General features: G+C 62.3%; 24 protein-coding genes and 1 pseudogene. 14 read left to right on the top strand and 11 right to left on the bottom strand.

What is annotated here, in order from left to right; translation table 11 throughout:
• Window positions 1-5: 5 nt before the first annotated feature.
• The 8 genes from N7650_RS02665 to recX all read left to right on the top strand — a co-directional run bounded on the left by N7650_RS02665 (window position 6) and on the right by recX (window position 5,359).
• Window positions 6-851: a phage tail protein gene (locus N7650_RS02665; RefSeq protein WP_009395193.1), complete on the top strand. Its 846-nt coding sequence runs from the start codon at window positions 6-8 to the stop codon at window positions 849-851.
• Entirely contained in the window at window positions 826-1,032 is a 207-nt protein-coding gene (locus N7650_RS02660; protein ID WP_009395192.1) for a tail protein X, read from the top strand. The genes N7650_RS02665 and N7650_RS02660 overlap by 26 nt, the downstream gene beginning before the upstream one ends.
• Window positions 1,033-1,091: 59 nt before the next feature.
• Window positions 1,092-2,147, top strand: coding sequence for a contractile injection system protein, VgrG/Pvc8 family (locus N7650_RS02655; RefSeq protein WP_279897012.1), 1,056 nt, complete (start codon window positions 1,092-1,094; stop codon window positions 2,145-2,147).
• Complete coding sequence (locus N7650_RS02650) at window positions 2,144-2,695, top strand: glycoside hydrolase family 19 protein (protein ID WP_279897009.1); 552 nt, start codon at window positions 2,144-2,146, stop codon at window positions 2,693-2,695. The genes N7650_RS02655 and N7650_RS02650 overlap by 4 nt, the downstream gene beginning before the upstream one ends.
• Entirely contained in the window at window positions 2,692-3,189 is a 498-nt protein-coding gene (locus N7650_RS02645; RefSeq protein ID WP_279897008.1) for a lysis system i-spanin subunit Rz, read from the top strand. The genes N7650_RS02650 and N7650_RS02645 overlap by 4 nt, the downstream gene beginning before the upstream one ends.
• Before the next feature lie 39 nt (window positions 3,190-3,228).
• The gene (locus N7650_RS02640; protein WP_279897006.1) at window positions 3,229-3,711 is read left to right on the top strand and encodes a CinA family protein; all 483 of its coding nucleotides are present in this window, start codon (window positions 3,229-3,231) and stop codon (window positions 3,709-3,711) included.
• Between the two features lie 104 nt (window positions 3,712-3,815).
• Complete coding sequence (gene recA, locus N7650_RS02635) at window positions 3,816-4,883, top strand: recombinase RecA (protein ID WP_009395182.1); 1,068 nt, start codon at window positions 3,816-3,818, stop codon at window positions 4,881-4,883.
• An 8-nt stretch (window positions 4,884-4,891) separates the two neighbouring features.
• Window positions 4,892-5,359, top strand: a complete 468-nt coding sequence (gene recX, locus N7650_RS02630; protein ID WP_279897005.1) for a recombination regulator RecX — start codon at window positions 4,892-4,894, stop codon at window positions 5,357-5,359.
• A gap of 6 nt (window positions 5,360-5,365) precedes the next feature.
• On the opposite strand, the gene N7650_RS02625 is transcribed toward recX, so the two are convergent.
• Window positions 5,366-6,484: a TIGR00730 family Rossman fold protein gene (locus N7650_RS02625; protein ID WP_279897004.1), complete on the bottom strand. Its 1,119-nt coding sequence runs from the start codon at window positions 6,482-6,484 to the stop codon at window positions 5,366-5,368.
• A gap of 300 nt (window positions 6,485-6,784) precedes the next feature.
• On the opposite strand from N7650_RS02625, the gene N7650_RS02620 reads away from it, so the two are divergent.
• Window positions 6,785-6,985, top strand: a complete 201-nt coding sequence (locus N7650_RS02620) for a hypothetical protein (RefSeq protein WP_009395177.1) — start codon at window positions 6,785-6,787, stop codon at window positions 6,983-6,985.
• Here the strand turns inward: N7650_RS02620 and N7650_RS02615 are convergent, their stop codons facing one another.
• Window positions 6,986-7,405 carry a quorum-sensing-regulated virulence factor family protein gene (locus N7650_RS02615; protein WP_009395176.1) on the bottom strand — a complete coding sequence of 140 codons (420 nt, stop codon included), beginning with the start codon at window positions 7,403-7,405 and terminating at the stop codon, window positions 6,986-6,988. It abuts the gene before it with no gap.
• Between the two features lie 216 nt (window positions 7,406-7,621).
• On the opposite strand from N7650_RS02615, the gene N7650_RS02610 reads away from it, so the two are divergent.
• The 3 genes from N7650_RS02610 (at window position 7,622) to N7650_RS02600 (ending at window position 9,498) form a co-directional block, all read left to right on the top strand.
• Entirely contained in the window at window positions 7,622-8,332 is a 711-nt protein-coding gene (locus tag N7650_RS02610; RefSeq protein ID WP_009395175.1) for a tRNA-uridine aminocarboxypropyltransferase, read from the top strand.
• 77 nt (window positions 8,333-8,409) lie between these two features.
• A complete protein-coding gene (gene erdR, locus N7650_RS02605; RefSeq protein WP_009395174.1) occupies window positions 8,410-9,060 on the top strand; it encodes a response regulator transcription factor ErdR in 651 nt (216 codons plus the stop codon).
• 75 nt (window positions 9,061-9,135) lie between these two features.
• Window positions 9,136-9,498, top strand: coding sequence for a diacylglycerol kinase (locus N7650_RS02600; protein ID WP_009395173.1), 363 nt, complete (start codon window positions 9,136-9,138; stop codon window positions 9,496-9,498).
• A 16-nt stretch (window positions 9,499-9,514) separates the two neighbouring features.
• On the opposite strand, the gene N7650_RS02595 is transcribed toward N7650_RS02600, so the two are convergent.
• Complete coding sequence (locus tag N7650_RS02595; protein ID WP_009395172.1) at window positions 9,515-10,441, bottom strand: LysR family transcriptional regulator; 927 nt, start codon at window positions 10,439-10,441, stop codon at window positions 9,515-9,517.
• 123 nt (window positions 10,442-10,564) lie between these two features.
• Here N7650_RS02595 and fpr point away from each other — a divergent pair, with 123 nt between their 5' ends.
• Entirely contained in the window at window positions 10,565-11,344 is a 780-nt protein-coding gene (fpr, locus tag N7650_RS02590) for a ferredoxin-NADP reductase (RefSeq protein WP_009395171.1), read from the top strand.
• A 125-nt stretch (window positions 11,345-11,469) separates the two neighbouring features.
• On the opposite strand, the gene tsaA is transcribed toward fpr, so the two are convergent.
• From tsaA to N7650_RS02560, 6 genes and pseudogenes are all read right to left on the bottom strand, one after another.
• Complete coding sequence (gene tsaA, locus N7650_RS02585; RefSeq protein ID WP_279896997.1) at window positions 11,470-12,168, bottom strand: tRNA (N6-threonylcarbamoyladenosine(37)-N6)-methyltransferase TrmO; 699 nt, start codon at window positions 12,166-12,168, stop codon at window positions 11,470-11,472.
• Between the two features lie 7 nt (window positions 12,169-12,175).
• Entirely contained in the window at window positions 12,176-12,637 is a 462-nt protein-coding gene (locus tag N7650_RS02580) for a DUF1456 family protein (RefSeq protein WP_009395169.1), read from the bottom strand.
• Between the two features lie 41 nt (window positions 12,638-12,678).
• The gene (locus tag N7650_RS02575; RefSeq protein WP_009395168.1) at window positions 12,679-13,389 is read right to left on the bottom strand and encodes an rRNA pseudouridine synthase; all 711 of its coding nucleotides are present in this window, start codon (window positions 13,387-13,389) and stop codon (window positions 12,679-12,681) included.
• Between the two features lie 92 nt (window positions 13,390-13,481).
• On the bottom strand, window positions 13,482-14,819 hold the full coding sequence (gene rimO, locus N7650_RS02570; protein ID WP_279896994.1) for a 30S ribosomal protein S12 methylthiotransferase RimO: 1,338 nt from the start codon (window positions 14,817-14,819) through the stop codon (window positions 13,482-13,484).
• 263 nt (window positions 14,820-15,082) lie between these two features.
• Complete coding sequence (locus N7650_RS02565) at window positions 15,083-15,409, bottom strand: addiction module antidote protein (RefSeq protein WP_064302315.1); 327 nt, start codon at window positions 15,407-15,409, stop codon at window positions 15,083-15,085.
• Window positions 15,410-15,726, bottom strand: a pseudogene (locus N7650_RS02560) (type II toxin-antitoxin system RelE/ParE family toxin).
• 363 nt (window positions 15,727-16,089) lie between these two features.
• Between N7650_RS02560 and N7650_RS02555 the strand changes: the two are divergent.
• Window positions 16,090-17,988, top strand: a complete 1,899-nt coding sequence (locus N7650_RS02555; RefSeq protein WP_009395156.1) for a potassium transporter Kup — start codon at window positions 16,090-16,092, stop codon at window positions 17,986-17,988.
• A 150-nt stretch (window positions 17,989-18,138) separates the two neighbouring features.
• Here the strand turns inward: N7650_RS02555 and N7650_RS02550 are convergent, their stop codons facing one another.
• Together N7650_RS02550 and mprF are read right to left on the bottom strand one after the other, a co-directional pair.
• Window positions 18,139-19,434, bottom strand: a complete 1,296-nt coding sequence (locus tag N7650_RS02550; protein WP_009395155.1) for an AcvB/VirJ family lysyl-phosphatidylglycerol hydrolase — start codon at window positions 19,432-19,434, stop codon at window positions 18,139-18,141.
• Window positions 19,434-22,073 carry a bifunctional lysylphosphatidylglycerol flippase/synthetase MprF gene (mprF, locus tag N7650_RS02545; RefSeq protein WP_279896987.1) on the bottom strand — a complete coding sequence of 880 codons (2,640 nt, stop codon included), beginning with the start codon at window positions 22,071-22,073 and terminating at the stop codon, window positions 19,434-19,436. Before mprF ends, N7650_RS02550 begins: the two co-directional genes overlap by 1 nt.
• Window positions 22,074-22,146 lie beyond the last annotated feature (73 nt).

The raw sequence follows: 22,146 nt of genomic DNA, 5'->3' as shown, positions 1-22,146 counted from the left end.
AAATCATGGCTTACATGGAATCGATGCAATCCAGCCTGCGCTCACTGGTAGCGGCGGGCGAGGCCGGGCGGCGCAGTGCCGATGAAATGCTGGGGCCCTTGAATGGCGCCGTCAGCGATATCACCGGTGCCGCTACCGAGCTGGAAAACCTGCCCTTCGTGGGCGAAATCATCGGCAAGAAGCTGCAACGCACCCTGCGCGCCATCGAGGTGGCGCAATCGACGGTGGGGACGGTTGCGGCGACGTACAACCGGGCGGTCAGTGTCATAAGCGAGGTCGAGGGCCGGCTGGAGAGTTTCTCCGAGCAAGCCGGCAAGGCCGCCGCAGCGATCAACCGGGTTGCCGGCAAGATCAGCCCGTCGCTGGGCGCGATCCTGCCGACCGGCGCTTTCGCGCCCCGGACGACGCCGGCGGAAGAAGCGGTCAAGCCCTTTCCACACCTGCTGGTTCTGCAACCGCTGGAAAACGGCGCGGAAGCTTTTTACTTCAACCTTGATACCGCAGCGTTCAGCCAGTTCAAGCGCACCAAGGCGTTCAACTGGGCCGGTCAGGATCGCCTGTCGCGCAGCAAGGCGCAGCAGGCCGTGGCCATGGGGGATGACAAGATCACCCTGGACGGCGCGATCTTTCCTTCCTTCAAGGGCGGGCTCGGTCAACTTGAGCGCCTGCGCAGCATCGGCCAGCAACTGAAACCCTTCAGTCTTGCCACCGGCTACGGGGAGATCCTCGGCAACTGGTGCCTGGTCAGCGTGACCGAAACCCAGGACAGCCTCCTGGCAGGCGGCATCCCGGGCAAGCAAGCTTTCACATTGGAGTTCGTGAGCTATGGCGACGATATGCCGAACCTCTGAAGGGGATCTGCTCGATACCCTGTGCCAGCACTACTACGGGCATCTGCGCGGCAGTGTCGAGGCGGTGCTGGCAGCCAACCAGGGCCTGGCCGACGAAGCCCAGCCGTTTCGCGCTGGCGTGCTGATCAGGCTGCCGGTGTTGTCCGGCGCCAGCGACTCCATGCTCATGCTGTGGGATTGAGCCATTTGCAGTGTCAGACCCCGCCTCGTGCGGGGTCTGCTTTTTTCGGGAGCCTGAACATGCAACCTGTGTTTCGCATCATCGCCGACGGCGAGGACATAACGGCGCTGATCAACGACCGTGTCCTGCTCCTGCGCACTACCGACAAGACGGGGATGGAGTCCGATGACTTCGAGCTTAGGCTCGATGATCGTGACAGTGCCCTGGCCCTGCCGGCGCGGGGAGCGCAACTGGAGGTCTACCTCGGCTATTCCGGTCAGGAGCTGACACGGCTGGGGCGCTATACGGTGGATCAGATCGATCTCAGCGGACCGGCCCAGACCATGGAAATCCGCGGCAAGGCAGCGGATATGCGCGGGACCGGCAAGACCATTCGCAGTGGTAGCTGGGAGAACAGGACGCTGCAGCAGATTGTCCGCGACATCGCCGCGCGCAATGGCTGGCAGCCACAGTGCCCGGTGACCACGGTCATTCCCCGGATCGAACAGGTCAAGGAATCGGATTTCAACTTTATTACCCGCATCGCGCAGCAATACGGCTGTACCGCCAAGATCGCCGACAGTGCGCTGTTGGTGTTGCCCCGCCAGGCCGGCAAGAGCGCCAGTGGCAAGGACCTCGGGGTGGTCGGGATAGCGCTGCATGATGTGCGCCGCTGGAAGTTCCAGTTGAAGGACCGGGCTACGTACAAGGCGGCCCAGACCCATTACCAGGACCCGGCCAGCGGCCATCAGCAGGCCGTCCGGGTGGATAACGAAGACAAGCCCGATGATGTCGGTGCGGTCTTTACCGAGCGGCATATCTATCCAAACAGAAGCGCCGCGGAACAGGCAGCCAAGGCCCGCATGGAGGCCTTCAAGCGCAGTACCGCCACGGTGTCCCTGGAAATGGCCGGACGCACCGACCTGTTTGCCGAGCGCATGCTGCGGGTGCAGGGTTTCAAGGATGGGCTGGATGGCGATTACCTGATCGACACGGTAACCCAGACCTTCACCGTTTCGGGTTGGGACACCACCGTGCAATGCAACGGCACCAACCAGGGCAAGTCCACGGCGAAAAGCCAAAAGACCCGGCAGAGCAAGCCGCTCAAGGTTACGCAGAGCAAGGAGCCCAAATGAACCTGACAGAATCCGAGCTGTTCCGCATCTATCCCAACGCCCGCACCTCAGCGGGCGTTTTCGTTGCGCCATTGAATGCTGCCATGGTGCACTGGTCCATCGACACACCACGCCGCATGGCCGCTTTTCTCGCCCAGATCGGCCACGAGTCCGGGCAACTGCGCTACGTGAAGGAACTGGGCCAGGACCACTACCTGGCGCGCTACGACACCGGCACCCTGGCCCTGCGCCTGGGTAACACCCCCGAGGCCGATGGCGATGGCCAACTGTACTGCGGCCGCGGCCTGATCCAGATCACCGGACGCAACAACTACCGTGCCTGCAGCATGGCGCTGTTCCAGGACGAGCGCCTGCTGGCGCGTCCGCAGATGCTTGAGGAACCCCAGTGGGCGACGGAGTCTGCCGCCTGGTTCTGGCATTCGCGCGGGCTCAATCGATTGGCCGATCTTGGCGAGTTCAATCGCATCACCCGGCACATCAATGGCGGGCTCAACGGGCTGGAGGATCGCCTCAAACTCTGGGTTCGGGCGCGGGAGGTGCTGTGTTGAACGGCGCACGCCTGATCGCGCTGGCGCTGTTGGTGCTGGCGGCCTGCGCGCTGACCTGGCAGGTCCAGGCCTGGCGTCATGAGCGGGCCATGGCCGTGCGCGAAAACGAATACGCCGACGAGCGTCGGCAACAGGCCGAGGCCTTTGCCGCACAATTGCAGGATGAGCAGGGCCGCCGCCTGGCCCTCGAACAACGCATCCAGTCCGCTGACCAGATCCATTCCCGGGAGCTTATCGATGCCCGACAGACTCAGGCGCGTCTGCGCGACCGCCTGGCTACTGCTGATCTGCGGTTGTCAGTCCTCCTCGCCAGCGACACCGACTCCACCATTGTGCCTGCCACCCCCCCCGCCGGCGGCCTGGTTCATGGCCCCTCGCGAGCCCGACTTGACCCGGCGCATGCTCAACGAATTATCGCCATCACCGCCGACGGCGACGAAGGATTGATCGCCCTGCATGCCTGCCAGGCCTATGTACGCGCGCTGGCCTTCTGAGTGGTGTAGGGTAGGGCGGTTTTCCCCAAGGAGCTTGCCATGGACCCGATCACCGTTCTTTCCATCCGCCTGGGCGGACGTCTGCGTCATTTCAATGCCCAGGTCACTACCGCGGAGTCCTGCACCGGTGGCGGCATCGCCGAGGCCATCACCCGCGTGCCCGGCAGTTCGGCCTGGTTCGAGGCGGGCTACGTGACCTATTCCAATGCGCAGAAGACCCGTCAGTTGCAGGTGCCGGAAGCGCTTTTCGACCAAGTCGGCGCGGTCAGCCAGGAGGTGGTCGAGGCCATGGTCCGCGGCGCCCGTGCTGCCAGCGGCGCGCGGTTCGCCGTGGCGGTCAGCGGCGTGGCCGGGCCCGACGGTGGCTCAGCCGCCAAGCCGGTGGGCACGGTATGGCTGGCCTGGGCCGACGGCGAGCACGTCAGCAGCGAGCGCCGGCACTTCGACGGCGATCGCGAAAGCGTGCGCCGACAAACGGTAATCGCCGCGCTAGAGGGCTTGTTACAGCTTGGTTCGGAGTAATTCACGAATCGGGGGTAGGCGGAAACAAAACCCTGTGGAATAATACTGGCTACTTATACAGTTGTTTCTGGCCGTCAGGCCCTATCGATTACGTGAGGACTTCAATGGACGACAACAAGAAGCGTGCCTTGGCTGCGGCCCTGGGTCAAATCGAACGTCAATTCGGTAAAGGCGCGGTCATGCGCATGGGCGACCATGAACGTCAGGCGATCCCGGCCATTTCCACCGGCTCCCTGGGCCTGGACATCGCCCTCGGCATCGGCGGCCTGCCAAAAGGCCGTATCGTCGAGATCTACGGTCCGGAATCGTCCGGTAAAACCACCATGACCCTCTCGGTCATCGCCCAGGCCCAGAAAGCCGGCGCCACCTGCGCCTTCGTCGATGCCGAGCACGCGCTGGACCCGGAATACGCCGGCAAGCTGGGCGTCAATGTCGACGACCTGCTGGTCTCGCAGCCGGACACCGGTGAGCAGGCCCTGGAAATCACCGACATGCTGGTGCGCTCCAACGCCGTCGACGTGATCATCGTCGACTCCGTTGCGGCCCTGGTGCCGAAGGCCGAGATCGAAGGCGAGATGGGCGACATGCACGTAGGCCTGCAGGCCCGCCTGATGTCCCAGGCCCTGCGCAAGATCACCGGCAACATCAAGAACGCCAACTGCCTGGTCATCTTCATCAACCAGATCCGCATGAAGATCGGCGTGATGTTCGGCAGCCCGGAAACCACCACCGGTGGTAACGCCTTGAAGTTCTACGCCTCGGTGCGCCTGGACATCCGTCGTACCGGCGCGGTGAAGGAAGGCGACGAAGTGGTCGGCAGTGAAACCCGCGTCAAGATCGTCAAGAACAAGGTCGCGCCTCCGTTCCGTCAGGCCGAGTTCCAGATCCTCTACGGCAAGGGCATTTACCGCAACGGCGAGATCATCGACCTGGGCGTGCTGCACGGTCTGCTGGAGAAATCCGGCGCCTGGTACAGCTACCAGGGCAGCAAGATCGGCCAGGGCAAGGCCAACTCGGCCAAGTTCCTTGCCGAGAACCCGGAAATCGCCGAGACCCTCGAGAAGCAGATCCGCGAAAAACTGCTGAACCCGGGTGCCGTCGATGCTGCCGGCAAAGCCGCAGCAGAAAACGAATCTGCGGAAGACATGGCCGACGCTGACGCCGACTTCTGAGCCCGCGCATGTCCGTTGTACTCGACACCCCCGTCGCCGTCAGGCGGACAGCCATGGACCTGCTCGCGCGTCGCGAGCACGGTCGAGCCGAGCTGACGCGCAAGTTGCGTCAGCGCGGCGCCTCTCCTGAAATGATCGAGCACGAACTCGACCGCCTGGCGGACGAGGGGCTGCTGAGTGAAACCCGCTATCTGGAAAGCTATATCAGCTCACGCGCGCGTTCGGGCTATGGACCGTCGCGTATTCGCGAGGAGTTGACCCAGCGCGGTCTGCCACGGGGCGATGTCGAGCAGGCATTGCGTGACGCCGACATCGATTGGCAGGCACAACTGGTTGATCTCTGGCAGCGCAAGTTTTCCGGTCAGTTACCGAGTGACCCGCGCGAGCGGGCCAGACAGACCCGCTTCCTGGTCTATCGCGGTTTTTCCATGGAGAGGGTCGGCCGCCTGCTCAGCGGCCGAAGCTTCGACGATTGATAGCGCTCAGGTGACCCTGGATGGTTGCCGTGTGCGCTGTGCGGCAGGCATGGATGACTGGGATTCACGGTTTTCCGGCAGGTTGATGAAGTCCACCAGTTCCCGCAAACGGCCCTGATCGCGTCCGTTGAACGCAAATACCAAACGGTGCAAATGGCTGAAACCGGCCTCGTCCTGTTCCGGCCCTGTATAGCCGTGCTGACTGAAATCCCCGCTCAGGCGCAGGTCGGCAAAGCTCTCCTGCATGTCCAGCAGCGCCGCTTCGCTCAGGGGATGCTGCATACGAATCACGAACTGGTTTTTCAGCCAGCGACTGGAGTGATAGTTGGCGTAGAACTGGTTGATCTCGGCGACCGCCTCTTCGGCGCTGTTGACCAGACGTACCAGTTTCATGTCGGTGGGCAGGATGTAGCGGTTCTCTTCCAGTTGTCGCTTGATGAAGGCCAGCGCGTCCTCCCAGAAACTGCCGCCGGGCGCATCCAGCAATACTACCGGCACCAGCGGGCTTTTACCGGTCTGGATCAGGGTCAACACTTCCAGTGCTTCGTCCAGGGTGCCGAACCCGCCTGGACACAGTACCAGTGCATCGGCTTCCTTGACGAAGAACAGTTTGCGAATAAAGAAGAAATGGAACGGCAGCAGCTTGTCCGTGCCGTCCACCGTCGCATTGGCGTGCTGCTCGAAAGGCAGGGTGATATTGAAGCCCAGACTGTTGTCCACGCCGGCGCCTTCGTGCGCAGCGGCCATGATGCCGCCCCCGGCGCCGGTAATTACCATCAGCCCCGAGTGGGCCAGAGTCGCGCCCAGCTCCCGGGCCAGGGCGTACATGGGGTGTTCGACCGGGGTGCGGGCCGAGCCGAATACGGTGACCTTGCGGCGTCCCTTGTACTGTTCCATCACCCGGAATGCGTGGTCGAGTTCACGCAGGGCCTGGAGGGTGATCTTGGCGTTCCAGCGGTTGCTGTCGTCGTGGGCCATGCGCAGCACGGTGAGCATCATGTCCCGGTAAAGCGGCAGGTTGGGGCTGTCGGCGGCGACCAGGCTCAGTTGCCGGTCGATGTGGTCCAGGTCGATTCCCTGGTTCCTGAAGTGGCTGGCAAGCAGCTCGTTGGGTAGATAAGGCATCAAACGTCTCCTTTTTGCAGCAATGACCTATCCCTTTGTGTTCTCTTTTTCGGGATTTTGTCGCGGCACGGACCGGGCGCGGACAGCCTCCTGTGTCTGTCCGGTATTGGAAAGATGTTTGTAATCAATCTAGACCCTACCATGTGTTTGCGCTCCATCGCCCATGTACGCATGAGGTCATGACAGATCGTCGTCGTGTTTCTCTCGGCAACCACATGCGCCGCTCGTCAGATCGGATCCAATATTTCGAATGCTCTGGTTAACTGAACCTTGGCGATATGCGGCTCAGGGAGGCTGCCAATGCAACGTATCAGTCTGGAGGTCGATAGCCAGCTGTTCCGGCTTTTGCAAAATGCCGCCCGGGCCAACAACCTGACGTTCGAAGAGGAATGCCTGCGCCGGCTGGAAGGCGGCGAGCGCCGTTCACGCTATCTGCAGGCGCTGGTCGCGGAGTTGCGCGCCGATGAGGAACAACGGCGCGAAAGCAGTCAATTGATGTAGTTACTTCTTCTTGCCGTTGATGCCGCAGCTTTGCGCGTTGAAGTTCTCCACGGCCACCGGACGGTTGGTCTTGTATTCGGTGAACTGGTAAGTCAATACAGCCCCTCGTGCCAGCAACTGGCGATAGCCATTGTTGGTACAGACACTGGCGCCCAACTGGTCACGTACCTTGTCCGGATTGGCGCGCATCTGCTCGGCGTGGCTGGGGCGGACGCTCAAATGGTTGATCAGTTGCGGGCCCTGGACGGTGTAACCCTGGTCGAGGATGTCTTCGTTGATGGCGCGTGGGGTTCCGACGCTACTGTCCCGCGCGACTTTCTCGAGCATCTGGCTCAGTTCGTATTCCTGCTTGGACGCGGCATTGGCGGCGATCGGCAGGACCAGCAGCAGGCTCAGGGTGGGGGCGATGAAACGCAGCATTCACTTCTCCAGATTCGGTAACTGGCGCTTTGACCCGCATCCGCACGTCGTGTTCCGTCACGAGCGCAGTCATTCGCAACCATCAATAAGCCCGGGATTATAGTGGAGTCGGAGATTTCCCTGCACGGTAAAGCTTTGTGCCGTAAACTCCCGCCGATTCCGCCCGTCCGAGCGCTTGCCGTTGCCTGTCGTTATCCTTTCTCGTCGAATGTCTTCATGAGCCACGCTGTCTCACGCCTGCGCGCCGAGCGCCTGGCCCTCAGTATCAAACCCTTTGTCGCCCGTGGTTCCCGCGCTCCGCGTTGTCCTGATTGCCGGGTTATCTTCGATTATTGCCTGTGCGCATGGCGCCCACGGGTCGCGGCGGCGTCGGCGATGTGCCTGCTGATGCATGACACCGAGCCACTCAAGCCAACCAACACCGGTTGGCTTATTGCCGACGTAATCGACGATACCAGCGCCTTCGGCTGGCAGCGTACGATGGTGGACCAACAATTGCTCGCCCTGCTCGAAAAGCCCGACTGGCAACCCTATATCGTGTTCCCGGGTGAGTTCGTCGAGTCGTCGCGCGTGGTCACCGAGGTGCGTCCGCAGCCGGGCAAGCGGCCGTTGTTCATCCTGCTGGATGCGACCTGGACCGAGGCACGCAAGATGTTCCGCAAGAGTCCTTACCTGGACCGTTTCCCGGTGCTGAGCCTGGAGCCCGAGCAGATCTCCCGATACCGTCTGCGCCGCTCGAAGCGCGACGACCATTTCTGTACCGCAGAAGTGGCGGCGATGTGCCTGGAGCTGGCCGGCGACCAGGATGCCGCGCAGGCACTGGATGCCTACCTCGATGTTTTCAGTGCTCACTACCTGGGGGCCAAGTTCCGCCTGCCGCTGGACATCGACGATGCTGTCCATCAGCGCCTTAGGCCCTTCCTATAGTCCAAGGGGCAAATGTTGCACTTTGCTTCATAATGATGAAACTTCCGGATCCAGCACAGAACAGGTTCATTAGATCGATGGCCACCTACGAAATCCTGATTGCCGATGACCACCCGCTTTTCCGCAGCGCCCTGCGCCAGGCCGTGACCCTGGGGCTCGGCCCTGACGTGCGTCTGGTGGAGGCCGCCAGCATCGCCGAACTGGAAACCCGTCTCGCCGAAAAATCCGATTGGGACCTGGTCCTGCTTGACCTGAACATGCCCGGTGCCTATGGGTTCTCCGGTCTGGTGCTGCTGCGCGGGCAGTATCCGCAGATTCCGGTGGTGATGGTTTCGGCCCAGGAAGAAGCGGCGGTCGTCGTCAAGTCCCGGGAATTCGGCGCCAGTGGTTTCATTCCCAAGTCCAGCCCGCTGGAGGACATCCAGGATGCTGTGCGCAAGGTGCTCGATGGCGAGGTCTGGTGGCCGCCGCAGGCCTTCGAGAAGGTCGATGTCTCCGCCGAGGCCAAGGCTGCCAGCGAAGGCCTGGCCAGCCTGACGCCGCAGCAATTCCGCGTCCTGACCATGGTTTGCGAAGGGTTGCTGAACAAGCAGATCGCCTATGAGCTGAATGTCTCCGAGGCGACCATCAAGGCCCACGTCACGGCCATCTTCCGCAAGCTGGGTGTGCGCACACGGACCCAGGCCGCACTGCTGTTGCAGCAACTGGAGTCGGTTTCCTCCAGCTGATTAACGACCTTCACGGTTTTTTGACTCGCGGTGCACTAGTCTGCAGCGCTTTCCACAGTCGGAAGTGGTTCTTCTATGTCGCCCTTCAAAGGTCAGACCGGTTTCAAACGTGTTTTCAATGCGGCGGGCTACTCCCTCGATGGCCTGCGTGCGGCGTTCTCTGGCGAGGCGGCCTTCCGCCAGCTGGTGCTGCTCAATGTAATCCTGGTGCCGTTGGCATTCTGGCTGGATGTCAGTCGTGCCGAGCGGGCCATCCTGATCGCGGTGTGCCTCCTGGGCCTGATCGTCGAGCTGCTCAACTCCGCAGTAGAGGCGGCGATCGACCGTATTTCCCTCGATCGCCATCCATTGTCGAAGAACGCCAAGGACATGGGCAGCGCCGCCCAGTTCGTGGCGCTGACCATGGTCGGGCTGGTGTGGGGCGTGATCCTGCTCTAGTTTTTCCGTACAGAGCCTAGGCGATACTGGGCAGCACGATCTCATCGCTCCGACTCACCCCAGCGGTAAAGCTCCTGCACAGCTCCAGGAATTCCCTCATCGCCGAGGTCTGGTACTTCTGCTTGTGCCAGATAAAGAAGAACTGCCGCGCCAGGTCCAGTTCCGGGGTTTGCACCGGTACCAGGCTGCCGCGGCGGAAAGCATCGCGCAGGGCCAGGCGGGAAATGCAGCCGATGCCCAGCCCGGACTCCACCGCGCGCTTGATCGCCTCGGTATGTTCCAGCTCAAGGCGGATATTCAGTTCCGAACGGTGGTGGCGCATGGCCTGGTCGAAGGTCAGGCGGGTACCGGAGCCTTCCTCGCGAAGGATCCACGCCTCTCGGGTCAGTTCGTCGAGGCTGGCGCTGCCGCGCTTGGCCAAGGGGTGCTGTGGGGCGCAGAAGACGATCAGCTCATCCGCCACCCAAGGCTGTACTTCCAGGTCCGGATGGTTGCAGTCGCCTTCGATTAGACCCAGATCAATTTCGTAGTGAGCCACCTGTTGCACGATATGTGCAGTGTTCTGCACGTGCAGCTTGACCTGGCTTTCCGGGTGTACCTGCATGAAGCTGCCGATCAGCAGGGTCGCCAGGTAATTGCCGATGGTCAGGGTCGCGCCGACCGCCAGTGAGCCGAAACCGGACTTGCCGTTGAGCAGGTCCTCGATTTCCTTGGCCTGGTCCAGCAGTGCCACCGCCTGGGGCAGTAGTTGATGGCCCAGGGCATTGAGGCTCAAGCGTTTTCCGGCGCGGTCGAAGAGCTGGCAACTGGATTGCCGTTCAAGCTCGGTAATGGAAGTGCTGGCTGCCGATTGCGACAACGCCAGCACGCTGGCGGCACGTGAAACGCTCTGGTGTTGCGCGACGGCGACGAAGACCTGAAGCTGACGTAGGGTAAATCGCATATCTATATAACCGATAAGACATATCTTGATAATTCATTTAACAGATATTGTCCTCCGCATTAAACTATCGCGCAATCGCGCTCTCGGTTTTAGCGCTGCGTTTTTCTCAGGAGCCCCCTTAACATGAGCAACATGAACCACGAACGTGTCCTCAGTGTTCACCACTGGAATGACACCCTGTTCAGCTTCAAGTGCACCCGCGACCCGGGCCTGCGCTTCGAGAACGGTCAGTTCGTGATGATCGGCCTGCAACAGCCCAACGGCCGCCCGCTCATGCGTGCTTACTCCATCGCCAGCCCGAACTGGGAAGAGCACCTGGAGTTCTTCAGCATCAAGGTGCCCGACGGTCCGCTCACTTCCCAGCTGCAGCACCTGAAGGAAGGCGACGAGATCATCATCAGCAAGAAGCCTACCGGTACCCTGGTCCTCGACGACCTGAATCCGGGCAAGCACCTGTACTTGCTCAGCACCGGCACCGGCCTGGCGCCCTTCATGAGCGTCATCCAGGACCCGGAAACCTACGAGCGTTTCGAGAAAGTCATCCTGGTCCACGGCGTTCGCTACGTGAACGAAGTCGCCTACCGCGAGTTCATCACCGAGCACCTGCCGCAGAACGAGTTCTTCGGCGAAGCGCTGCGTGAAAAGCTGATCTACTACCCGACCGTGACCCGCGAGCCCTTCGAGAACCAAGGACGCCTGACCGACCTGATGCGCAGCGGCAAGCTGTTCAGCGACATCGGCCTGCCGCCGATCAACCCTCAGGACGACCGCGCGATGATCTGCGGTAGCCCGAGCATGCTCGACGAGACCAGCGAAGTGCTGGACAGCTTCGGCCTGAAGATCTCGCCGCGCATGCGTGAGCCAGGTGACTACCTGATCGAGCGTGCTTTCGTCGAGAAGTAAGCTGATATAAAAAAGCGCAGGCCTTGGCCTGCGCTTTTTTTTGTCTGGGATTTATGTGGTGTGCTTTCGGGCCCCATCGTTGGCAAGCCAGCTCCCACAGGGTTCGGCAGCGCTGCTCAAAACATCTATACAGGATCAGCCACCACTTCCAGCACCCTGATCCTCTCCGGCTCCGGATAGTGCCACCTGACCTGCACATCCCAGAATTTCACCCCATACACTCGTTCCGGCGGCGGCACCTGATAGGCCGGCCGCGGATCCTGGGCCAGGCACTGCTCGATCAACGCCACCAGCGGCTCGGCCAGCCGTTGTGCATGCTCATGCGCCTGTACCAGCGCCTCATCACTCCATTCCACGGCGATCGCCGTAGGCGGAGCGCTGGCCATGCCGTTGCTCGCCCCGGCGATGCTGTCGGCGTAGGGCACATAGGGCTTGATATCGAGAACGGGCGTACCGTCCAGCAAGTCGATGCCCGACAGCAGCAGCCGTCCTGGCTCGACCTTCTCCAGCGTGACCACTGATTGCCCGATGCCGTTCGGACGATGCGTCGCCCGGGTCGCGAACACGCCCATGGATGCATTGCCGCCGAGGCGGGGAGGGCGAACCTTCAAGCGCGGCTTGTCCTCCAGCGCCTGGTGGAACAGGAACAGCAGCCAAACGTGGCTGCACTGCTCCAGCCCGGCCACAGCCTCGCCGGTATCGAACGGCGGCACCAGCTCCAGCACGCCACGGGCCGCTGGCGCCAGTTGCGGCTGACGCGGTATGGCGAACTTCTCCTTGAAGCAGGAGCGCATGAAACCGACCGGCGAGACCTTATAGTCCATCTTCGTATCAGCCACGGATCCGTTGGCTCAGACCCTTGAGGAAATTGCGCAGCAACTGGTCGCCGCAAGGACGGAAGTTGTCATGCCCGACCTTGCGGAACAGCGCGCTCAATTCGGTCTTGGATACCGGGAAGTTCACCGCCTTGAGCAGGGCGAGGATATCGTCGTCCTTGAGTTCGAAGGCTACCCGCAGCTTCTTGAGGATGGTGTTGTTGCTGACCGGCAGCTCGATCGGCGGGAGCGGACGGCTTTCATCGCGACCGCGGCGGAAGATCACCAGGCCATCAAGGAAGTGCGCCATGGCTTCGTCCGGGCAGTGCACGAAGTCCTTGTCATCCTCTTTCTTCAGGTAGCTGGCCATGTCTGCGTCGCTCAGCTTGAAGCCATTGCTGCGGGCGATCTGCGCCATCTTGGTGTCGGTGATATCCAGCATGTAGCGCAGGCTGCGCAGTACGTCATTGTGGATCATGTATGGAGTCCTGTTCGGGAGCCTCGCCAGTACGGCGTAGCTCAGAATTTTTCCTTGCTTTCCAGGTAGCGCCATTGACCGGCGGGCAGCTTGCCCATGGCCACGCCGCCAAGGCGGATGCGGCGCATGCCGACCACCTGCAGGCCGACGCTGCGGCACAGCAGGTCGATCAAGCCGGCTGCTGGGTTCTTCAGCGCCAGGCGCAGGCGGGTTTCGTTCTGCCAGCTGGCCTTGACCGGAGGCAGTTCATGGCCTTTCCACTCAAAGCCGCGGTTCAGGCGCTCCAGGCCGTGCTTGATGATCTCGCCGCTGACCTCGACCACATATTCCTGTTCCAGCTTGCGCAGGTCGGAGGTGATCTTGCGCTCGGTGCGCCAGTCCTGGGTGTACACCTGCAGGCCGCTTGCGCCGGCTTGCAGCTCGGCGAGGCATTTGAGGCGGGCGAAATGCCCGCGCAATACGCGACGGCCCTCGCTGTGGGCGGGTGAAAAAGTGGCTGCGGTCATGCCCAGGCGAGCGCTTTCGGCAGTCTGCCCGGCTTCCTGGTGCAGCAGCAGGGTCACCGGCTCGGGTGCATCGGCCTTGGCGCCGGGCAGCAGGGCGACGACCTGCTGGTCGACCTGGAATTGCGGCTCGTCGATGACCTCGCCGTCCACGGTGACCCAGCCGCCGCCGATATAGAGTTCGGCCTCGCGACGGGAGCAACCCAGTTGGGCGATAAGGCGTTTGGAGAGACGGGTGGTTTCAGACATTGGAAAGGCCGTGTTGCGGGGTAATGGGTGGCATTGTAACCGCAGAAAAAACAAAGCCCCGGAAAGGGGCCTGGTTTTTTCCGCTGGGGGCCTTAGACAGGCTCGGCCCAGAGGTCGTACTCATCGGCATCCACTACTCGGCAGCGCACCTTGTCGCCCGGTTTGTAGCCATGGTTGCCATCGATGAACACGTTGCCATCGATTTCCGGTGCGTCGAAGAAGCTGCGACCCACCGAACCTTGCTCCTCGACTTCGTCGATCAGCACTTCGATCTCGCGGCCGATGCGCAGTTGCAGGCGGGCGCTGCTGATGGCCTGTTGATGAGCCATGAAGCGGTCCCAGCGGTCCTGCTTGATCTCGTCCGGGACTTCGTCCAGGCCCAGGTCGTTGGCCGGCGCGCCTTCGACGGGTGAGTACTGGAAGCAGCCAACGCGGTCGAGCTGTGCTTCGGTGAGCCAGTCCAGCAGGTACTGGAAGTCTTCTTCGGTTTCACCGGGGAAGCCGACGATGAAGGTGGAGCGAATGATCAGGTCCGGGCACTGTTCGCGCCATTTCTTGATGCGCGCCAGGGTCCGGTCTTCGAAGGCCGGACGTTTCATGGCCTTGAGCACTTTCGGGCTGGCGTGCTGGAACGGGATATCCAGGTACGGCAGGATCTTGCCGGCAGCCATCAGCGGGATCACGTCGTCCACGTTCGGATATGGATAGACATAGTGCAAGCGAACCCAGGCGCCCAGGCTGCTCAGGGCTTCGCACAACTCCAGCATGCGGGTCTTGACCGGGCGACCGTTCCAGAAGTCGGTCTTGTACTTGACGTCGACGCCGTAGGCGCTGGTGTCCTGGGAAATCACCAGGATTTCCTTGACCCCGGCCTTGACCAGGCGCTCGGCCTCGCTGAGCACTTCGCCAACCGGGCGGCTCACCAGCTTGCCGCGCATCGACGGGATGATGCAGAAGCTGCAGCTATGGTTGCAGCCTTCGGAAATCTTCAGGTAGGCGTAGTGGCGCGGTGTCAGCTTGACGCCCTGTGGCGGCACCAGATCGATCAGCGGGTTGTGGTCCTGACGCGGTGGAACCACCTCGTGCACGGCGCTGACCAACTGCTCGTACTGCTGCGGGCCGGTCACGGCCAGCACGCTCGGATGCACATCGCGGATGTTGCCTTCTTCGACGCCCATGCAGCCGGTGACGATGACCTTGCCGTTTTCCTTGATGGCTTCGCCGATCACTTCCAGGGACTCGGCCTTGGCCGAATCGATGAAGCCGCAGGTGTTGACCACCACCACGTCAGCGTCCTGATAGGTGGGCACGACTTCGTAGCCTTCCATCCGCAGTTGGGTGAGGATGCGCTCGGAGTCGACGAGAGCCTTCGGGCACCCGAGTGAGACAAATCCTACCTTCGGCGTGGTGGGAGTATCGGTCGTGGACATGGTTAACCTCGGTGTAGAGGGGCTGCCGGATAGAAGGAGGAGGCAACCCTGGCGGGCGCTTCCAGGCGCCTCTGGTCAAAAAGTGCGCAATTCTAGCGAGCGTTCGCCTGCTTGACCAGCAGAAAAACGACGAACGCTGTGCCGCTCACTTCAGGATGTGCCGGGTGATGAAAGCTCGACCCTTCCTCAGGATGTTGATGGTGCTGTCTGTTCGGCGTTGCAGACGCTGGAGCGAAAGAAAAGCCCCGGATAACGAGTCGGTCTCATGCTTCTTCAGTTCTGTGGGATACGACTTTGGACATGCCGATGCCCAGAGCCTGAAGCACCTTCAGAACAGTGGAGAGTTTCGGGTCACCTCCTGCTGCTATCGAACGGTACAGGCTGGGTCTGGCCAGGCCTGTACTTTGTGAGAGGCTACTCATGCCACCTCTTGCTTCCACGATGCGCCGAATTGCGAGAAGAAACACGTCTTCACCACCAGGTTCGTCAATTTCCTCAAGGGCGGCGGCGAGATATTCGATGGCAAAGTCCTCGTCATCCCGCAGCATGTCGAGAACGCTGTCTTCATGAGGGCGACTGCGAGCTTTCATTCAATTCACCTTATGAGATTTCCAAAGGGCCTTGGCCTGGTCGATGTCTTTTTGCTGCTTGTCTTTCGAACCTCCGCCCAGCAGGAAAATGATCTTGCGATCCTGCAGGCGTAATAGACGCGAAACCTAGGCCCAAAATTGATCTTCATTTCGAAGATGTCTTCACCCACTGATTCGACATCTCCGAAGTGGCCTACTGAGGCACGGTCCACCCGCGTAGTGATCCTTGCCTTGGAGCGCTTGTCTCGCACGGTGTCGAGCCAGGCTTGATAGATATCCACTCCGTTGGGAGACAGTACGTGTTCCACTTCATACATAAACTGTACCTTAAAGGCGACAGATCGTGGATTGCATGTTTTTATCGGATCCAGCGAATACAGCCAAAATGAGATATCGGAGCGCAATGCTTGCGAGGTGACCGGGAGTGTAGTGACTGACTGGCGGGCAGGGAGCACAGGAGTGTGAGCGTTTGTTTGGAGCATCGCAGTGCGCCCGGACTAGGCGTCGATGGCGTCCTTGGGTCTCCACCCAGCAGAAAAACGACGAACGCTGCGCTATGCTTCGCCGCGTTGCGCCTGTGTCAATTCATGACAGGCGCAACGCGGTTCGGCCGACGAGAAAAATCATGACGTCTGGTACGAGATTCACCGGTTTCCGGTTCTTTTTTGCGGGAGTGGTTGATGGGTCAGGCGAGCAGTGAAGCCGCTGCGGGGCATGGGGCGACCAAGTCGTTGGGCCTGCTGGTGGCAGCTGTCGGGGTGGTCTATGGCGATATCGGGACCAGCCCCTTGTATACCCTCAAGGAAGTCTTTACCGGCGGTTACGGGGTGCCGGTCAACCATGATGGTGTGTTGGGCATTCTTTCCCTGATCGCCTGGTCGCTGATCTGGGTGGTGTCGATCAAGTACGTGACCTTCATCCTGCGTGCCGATAACCAGGGCGAGGGCGGGATCATGGCCCTGACGGCGCTGGCCACCCGGGCCTCGGCGTCACGGCCGAAGCTCAGGGCGATGATGGTGATCTGCGGCCTTATCGGCGCTGCGCTGTTCTATGGCGACAGCATGATCACCCCGGCGGTGTCGGTGTTGTCGGCGGTAGAGGGCATGGAGCTGGCCTTCGACGGCATCGATCACTGGGTGGTGCCGATTGCCCTGGTCGTCCTGGTGGCGCTGTTCCTGGTGCAGAAACACGGTACGGCGAAGATCGGCATCCTGTTCGGTCCGGTAATGGTCGCCTGGTTCGTGGTCCTGGCGCTGCTAGGCCTGCACGGCATTGCCCAGAGCCCTGAGGTGCTCAAGGCGTTCAACCCGGTGTGGGCGGTGCGTTTCTTCATCGTTCATCCCGGCATGGGCGTAGCCATTCTCGGGGCTGTGGTGCTGGCGCTGACCGGCGCCGAGGCGCTGTACGCCGACATGGGCCACTTCGGCCGCAAGCCCATTGCCCGGGCCTGGTTCGCCCTGGTGTTGCCGGCGCTGGTGCTCAACTATTTCGGCCAGGGTGCCTTGCTCCTGCAGAACCCGGATGCCGCGCGCAACCCGTTTTACCTGCTGGCTCCGGGCTGGGCACTGCTCCCGTTGATCGCCCTGGCGACCCTGGCCACGGTGATCGCGTCCCAGGCGGTGATTTCCGGAGCGTTCTCCCTGACCCGCCAGGCCATCCAGCTCGGCTATATCCCGCGCATGCAGATCCAGCACACCTCCAGCGACGAGCAGGGACAGATCTATATCGGCGCGGTGAACTGGACGCTGATGGTGGCAGTGGTCCTGCTGGTGATAGGTTTCGAGTCTTCCGGCGCCCTGGCCGCAGCCTACGGCGTGGCGGTGACCGGGACCATGTTGATGACCACCTTGCTGGTGTCCACCGTGATGCTGCTGCTGTGGAAATGGCCACCGTTGCTGGCCGTGCCGATCCTGCTTGGCTTCCTGCTGGTCGATGGCCTGTTCTTCGCCGCGAACCTGCCCAAGGTGGTCCAGGGTGGTGCCTTCCCGGTGCTGGCCGGTGCGGTGTTGCTGCTGTTGATGAGCACCTGGAAGCGTGGCAAGCAGATTCTTGTCGAACGCATCGACGAGGGCGCGCTGCCGCTGCCGGTGTTTATCGGCAGTATTCGCGTGCAGCCGCCACACCGGGTGGAGGGCACCGCCGTGTTCCTTACCGCGCGGGCGGATGCGGTTCCCCACGCGCTGTTGCACAACCTGCTGCATAACCAGGTATTGCACAGCCAGGTGGTGCTGTTGACGGTGGTCAGCGAAGACCGGCCGCGGGTGCCGGAGCAGGAGCGTTTCGAGGTCGAGGCGTATGGCGACGGGTTCTTCCGCGTGCTGCTGCACTTCGGCTTCATGGACGAGCCGGACGTACCGGCGGCGCTGCGCCTGTGCCATCTGGACGAGCTGGACTTCAGCCCTATGCGCACCACCTACTTCCTCAGCCGGGAGACGGTGATCGCCTCGCGGCTGGAAGGGATGGCGCGGTGGCGAGGGAATCTGTTCGCATTCCTGTTGAAGAATGCCAACGGGAACCTGCGGTTCTTCAATCTGCCGCTGAACCGGGTGATTGAATTGGGAACCCAGGTCGAGATCTAACGGGCTTCCAGGGCCTCATCGCTGGCAAGCCAGCTCCCACAGTGTCCGCAGTGATCACAAAATCCTTGGCAGGCTCTGACTCCCACAGGTTCAGCGGTGCACGCGGACCCTGTGGGAGCTGGCTTGCCAGCGATGAGGCCTAGGGCCACCTCAATTCTGCTCAGCCACACTGGTCTTGCCCTGGCGGCTTTCGATCTCGCCGATCAGCTTGCGCGCCAATGCCGGGTAGTTCTCGTCGAAGTGGTGCCCGCCCGGCAGCTTGAGCTTCTCGCCCACTGCCGTGCTGTCGGTGCAGCCGCTTTCATCGGTTTCTTCCACGCCATACACGCAGAGCACCTTGGCTGCCGGCATCTTCGCCATTTCCGGGCCGGTCGGGGCCTCCTTGCCTTCCTGGCCCAGCCAGCCTTCCACTTCGATCTCGAAGCTGCCGCTACGGGCGAAAGCCAGCAGGATAACGGCATCGATGCGCTTCTGGTCCGCTTCCGGCAAGCGGTTGTAGATCGCCGGCAGCACGTCCGCGCCAAAGGAGTAGCCAGTCAGTACGAAGCGCTTGGTGCCCCATTTCTGCCGGTAGTGCTGCATCAGTTCGGAGAGGTCCACGGCGCTTTGTTCCGGAGTCTTGTGCTGCCAGTAGTAACGCAGGGTGTCGATGCCCACCACTGGATAGCCAAGCTTGGCCATCTCGCCGGCGACGTCGCGGTCCAGGTCACGCCAGCCGCCGTCACCGGAAAGGAACAGGGTCACGGTGTCGGTCGTCTGCCCGGCGGGCACCTCCACCACTGGGATGCTCATCGCGTTGCCGTCTTCGCCCAGCAGGGCGGTGGTCAGTTGCGCCTTGAGCACCTGCGGCAGGTGCACGTCGTAGTCGGAGATGCTGGTTTCGGCGTTGGCCTGGTCGCGCACGAAAGCGGCGCTGGCATCGTCAGGGTTGTCGTTCCACGCCACGTTCCAGTGGCCATGGGGGGCCGACTTGGCGAGCGGAAGCGTGCAGCCCGGGCGTTCCAGGTTGAAGCCCACGGAAATGGCCTGGGCCTTGTCGTCCTTTTGCGCGGCCAGCCAGTCCCAGGCCAGGTTGGCGCCGGGGCCGATGCCGGCGACCAGGGTCGGCGCGCCCTTGAGTTGCTCGATGGCAAGCTGCACGGCTTTTTGCTGCTGAGCGCAGTCGCCCAGCGGCAGGGTGACCTGGACCAACTGCGCTTCACCGCTCTGGCTGAGGTCCAGCAGTTGCTTGTCGCTCAGCAGTTGGTCCTGTGGCGAGGCGATCAGCACCCGGGCCCGGGCGTCGGTGCCGGGGGTGGCGCGCACGGCAGTGCTGCCGTCGCCGAGGGTGATGTGCTCCAGGTGCGCCTCCGGAGCCGGGCGCGTCCACAGCCAGAAGCCTGCCGCCGCTGCCAGCAGCGCCGCGAGCAGCGCGCCGAGCAGGTAATGCCAGTAACGTCGAATCATCAGCGTTTCACCAATCCTGTAAGACCGCCCGCGATCAGGGCGGCGGTATCGGCCAGTGCGACCAGCGGATCGAGTCCGGCAGGGACGGCCATGTAACGGGGTTCCCAGTCTGGCTGGAACTTGTCTTTGAAGCGGCGCAGGCCCTGGAAGTTATAGAGCTGCTCGCCGCGCTGGAACACCATCGAGCCCAGGCGCTGGGTCAGTGGTGCGCCGCGCCGCGGCTGCAGGCCCGACAGGGGCACCATGCCAAGGCTGAAGCGGGCATATCCATGCTGTTTATAGTGTTGGATCAGGCCGATCATCATGAATTCCATGGTCAGCTTCGGCGCCTCCGGATGGGCGCGCATCAAGTCGAGACTGGCCAGTTCGCGACTATGGGTTTCCAGCAGGTTGGCAAAGGCCACCGGTTGGCCCTGGAAGCGGATCAGGGCGATGCGGAAGTGTTGCAGGTAGTCTTCGCTGAAGCGGCCCAGGGAAAAACCTTTCTCGCGCACGTTCTTGCCGCTGAGCCAGGCATCGGAAATAACCTTCAGTTCTTCCAGCGGCGCCTGGCCGGGTTCGTGGATTTCCAGGCTCAGGCCATCGCGGCTACCTCGGTTCCAGGTGTAGCGCAGGTCCTTCATCTCCTTGCCCTTGGCTTCCAGGTCGAAGCGCGGCAGGTTGACCCGTGCCTCTTCGCCCAGCTTGATCGCCGTCAGGCCGATGTCCATGTAGAACGGCAGGTTCTCGGCGCGCACTTGGTAGAACACCGGGCGGGCGTGATGAACGTCGCAGAGGTCGCGGAACTGCCAGATCATCTCCGCGCGACGCTGGGTCGGGCCGATCGGGTCGTACAGCGCGACCAGGCTGCGACCACGGCGCGCGTACATCAGGAAGGCATCATCGTTGGGATGGAACAGCAGCGCCTTGTCGCCGGTCAAGGCCAGGCCGCCGTCGGGCTGGTCCGACGCCAGCAGGATGCGGTTGGCGCGCTGCAGTTCTTCGGCGGTCGGTAGATGGATCGTCGGGCGGGCGGTGCGCAGCAGCCAGGTCAGGGCCAGCACGACCAGCAGCACCGCGCTGCCCAGCGCCGAGCGCAGGCCGCGCGGGGCATCGGCATCGAGGGTGAACTGCCACCACAGTTGATGGCTGTAGGGCACATCCTGGTAGGCGAACAGCAAAAGCCAGATCGACGCACCGACCACGCAGGCGCTGGCTACCAGGTAGACTGGCGAGAAGGGCAGTTCCAGCAATCGGCTCGGACGGTAGAACGAGCGCCGGAACAGGGCCAGCAGGCTCGCGGTGAAGATCATGATGCTGGCTTCTTCCCAGTCGAAGCCCTTGAGCAGGGACAGCAGGGCGCCGACCAGCAGCAATATGGTGGTCAGCATCCACGCTGCCGAAAGGCGACGGCGCAGGCCCTGGGCCAGCAGCAGGCAGAGCACGCCGATCAGGCTGGCGCCGAAGTGCGAGGCATCGATCAGGCGGTGCGGGATCAGGAAGCCCAGATGCTTGAGACGGGTATCGATTTCCGGGGTGGCACCCGAGAACAGCAGCACCACGCCGGAAAGGAATACCAGCACGGCGAGCACTGGCGCAGCCAGGCCCGAGGCGACCTTGATCGCCTGTTGCGCAAAGAGGAAGCGGCGCGCTTCGCTGGCCAGCAGGATCACGCAGGCCACCAGCATCGGCAGCACCACGTAGATGAGGCGATACAGCAGCAGCGCGGCGGCCAGCGGCGCAGCGCCCAACTGGTTGGCAAAGGCGGCCAGCAGGATCGCTTCGAATACACCGACGCCGCCAGGTACATGGCTGAGGACGCCTGCCGCCAGGGCCAGCAGGTAGACCAGCAGGAAGGCGCCGAAAGGTGGGGCTTCGGGTAGCAGCAGGTAGAGCACGGTCGCGGCGGCGGCCACGTCCAGGGCCGTTATGACCAGTTGCAGCAGGGCCAGCCTGGCGCCCGGCAAGCGCAGGGTACGACGACCGACCCGGGCCAGCAGGGCGTGGGCGAACGGTTGTTCAGGCAAGCGGCGACGATACAGGCCGTAGGCGAGGGCTGCGCTGAGCAGCAGCACCGTAATGGCGATAGCGGCCAGCACGCCCGCAGGCAGGCGCAGCGCTTCGGCTGCAGCGGGCAGGTTGCTCAGGGTTGCCAGCGCTGCCAGCGGTGGCAGTGCGCAGCCCAGGGACAGGCTGGCGAACAAGGTCATGCGCGCCACTTCGGCCGCACCGACGCCTTGCCGGGCATACAGGCGGTAACGCACCGAGCCGCCGGAAAGCAGCGACAAACCAATGGCGTTGCCGATGGCAAAGGCGCAGAAGCCGCCCATGACCAGGCTGCCAGCAGGCAGTTTGACATCGGCATAACGGCTGGCCGACCACTCATAGCCAAGCAGGATCACGAAGCCGATTGCGGTTGCCAGCAAGGCGCCGCCGAGTGCAGGCAACGGCACGCTCAGCAACTGGTCATGCAGGGCGTAGATATCCAGCTCGCTGAGCAAGTGTCGGCAGGCGATCAGGGCTATCCCGAACAGCACCAGGGTCACGGCCAGGCCGATGGGTTGACGATACTTGCTCAGCAGATCGAGCCAGCGCAGGCGGCTGTCGGCAATAGGATGGGCGGCAGTAACGGGAATGTCGGTTTCAGCGGTAGGGCGCATCAATCACCTCGGGGACTGTGCGCGACAGGATGGGCGTATCCAGTCAATTTACCAATCCCTATGGAAAAATAAT

Origin of the sequence: Pseudomonas sp. GD04058, assembly GCF_029836855.1 — a bacterium.
Lineage (GTDB): Bacteria > Pseudomonadota > Gammaproteobacteria > Pseudomonadales > Pseudomonadaceae > Aquipseudomonas > Aquipseudomonas bharatica.
This window is presented reverse-complemented; position numbering and strand designations above follow the sequence as displayed.

Bases quoted from the DNA above. Each gene is read 5' to 3' on its own strand.
- N7650_RS02550 (WP_009395155.1), bottom strand. From the start codon at position 19,434: ATGATTCGACGTTACTGGCATTACCTGCTCGGCGCGCTGCTCGCGGCG.
- N7650_RS02620 (WP_009395177.1), top strand. From the start codon at position 6,785: ATGCAACGTATCAGTCTGGAGGTCGATAGCCAGCTGTTCCGGCTTTTG.
- N7650_RS02610 (WP_009395175.1), top strand. From the start codon at position 7,622: ATGAGCCACGCTGTCTCACGCCTGCGCGCCGAGCGCCTGGCCCTCAGT.
- recA (WP_009395182.1), top strand. From the start codon at position 3,816: ATGGACGACAACAAGAAGCGTGCCTTGGCTGCGGCCCTGGGTCAAATC.
- mprF (WP_279896987.1), bottom strand. From the start codon at position 22,073: ATGCGCCCTACCGCTGAAACCGACATTCCCGTTACTGCCGCCCATCCT.
- fpr (WP_009395171.1), top strand. From the start codon at position 10,565: ATGAGCAACATGAACCACGAACGTGTCCTCAGTGTTCACCACTGGAAT.
- erdR (WP_009395174.1), top strand. From the start codon at position 8,410: ATGGCCACCTACGAAATCCTGATTGCCGATGACCACCCGCTTTTCCGC.
- tsaA (WP_279896997.1), bottom strand. From the start codon at position 12,168: ATGGACTATAAGGTCTCGCCGGTCGGTTTCATGCGCTCCTGCTTCAAG.
- N7650_RS02660 (WP_009395192.1), top strand. From the start codon at position 826: ATGGCGACGATATGCCGAACCTCTGAAGGGGATCTGCTCGATACCCTG.
- N7650_RS02575 (WP_009395168.1), bottom strand. From the start codon at position 13,389: ATGTCTGAAACCACCCGTCTCTCCAAACGCCTTATCGCCCAACTGGGT.
- N7650_RS02625 (WP_279897004.1), bottom strand. From the start codon at position 6,484: ATGCCTTATCTACCCAACGAGCTGCTTGCCAGCCACTTCAGGAACCAG.
- N7650_RS02655 (WP_279897012.1), top strand. From the start codon at position 1,092: ATGCAACCTGTGTTTCGCATCATCGCCGACGGCGAGGACATAACGGCG.
- N7650_RS02615 (WP_009395176.1), bottom strand. From the start codon at position 7,405: ATGCTGCGTTTCATCGCCCCCACCCTGAGCCTGCTGCTGGTCCTGCCG.
- N7650_RS02580 (WP_009395169.1), bottom strand. From the start codon at position 12,637: ATGATCCACAATGACGTACTGCGCAGCCTGCGCTACATGCTGGATATC.
- N7650_RS02595 (WP_009395172.1), bottom strand. From the start codon at position 10,441: ATGCGATTTACCCTACGTCAGCTTCAGGTCTTCGTCGCCGTCGCGCAA.
- recX (WP_279897005.1), top strand. From the start codon at position 4,892: ATGTCCGTTGTACTCGACACCCCCGTCGCCGTCAGGCGGACAGCCATG.
- rimO (WP_279896994.1), bottom strand. From the start codon at position 14,819: ATGTCCACGACCGATACTCCCACCACGCCGAAGGTAGGATTTGTCTCA.
- N7650_RS02640 (WP_279897006.1), top strand. From the start codon at position 3,229: ATGGACCCGATCACCGTTCTTTCCATCCGCCTGGGCGGACGTCTGCGT.
- N7650_RS02665 (WP_009395193.1), top strand. From the start codon at position 6: ATGGCTTACATGGAATCGATGCAATCCAGCCTGCGCTCACTGGTAGCG.
- N7650_RS02555 (WP_009395156.1), top strand. From the start codon at position 16,090: ATGGGTCAGGCGAGCAGTGAAGCCGCTGCGGGGCATGGGGCGACCAAG.
- N7650_RS02565 (WP_064302315.1), bottom strand. From the start codon at position 15,409: ATGAAAGCTCGCAGTCGCCCTCATGAAGACAGCGTTCTCGACATGCTG.
- N7650_RS02650 (WP_279897009.1), top strand. From the start codon at position 2,144: ATGAACCTGACAGAATCCGAGCTGTTCCGCATCTATCCCAACGCCCGC.
- N7650_RS02600 (WP_009395173.1), top strand. From the start codon at position 9,136: ATGTCGCCCTTCAAAGGTCAGACCGGTTTCAAACGTGTTTTCAATGCG.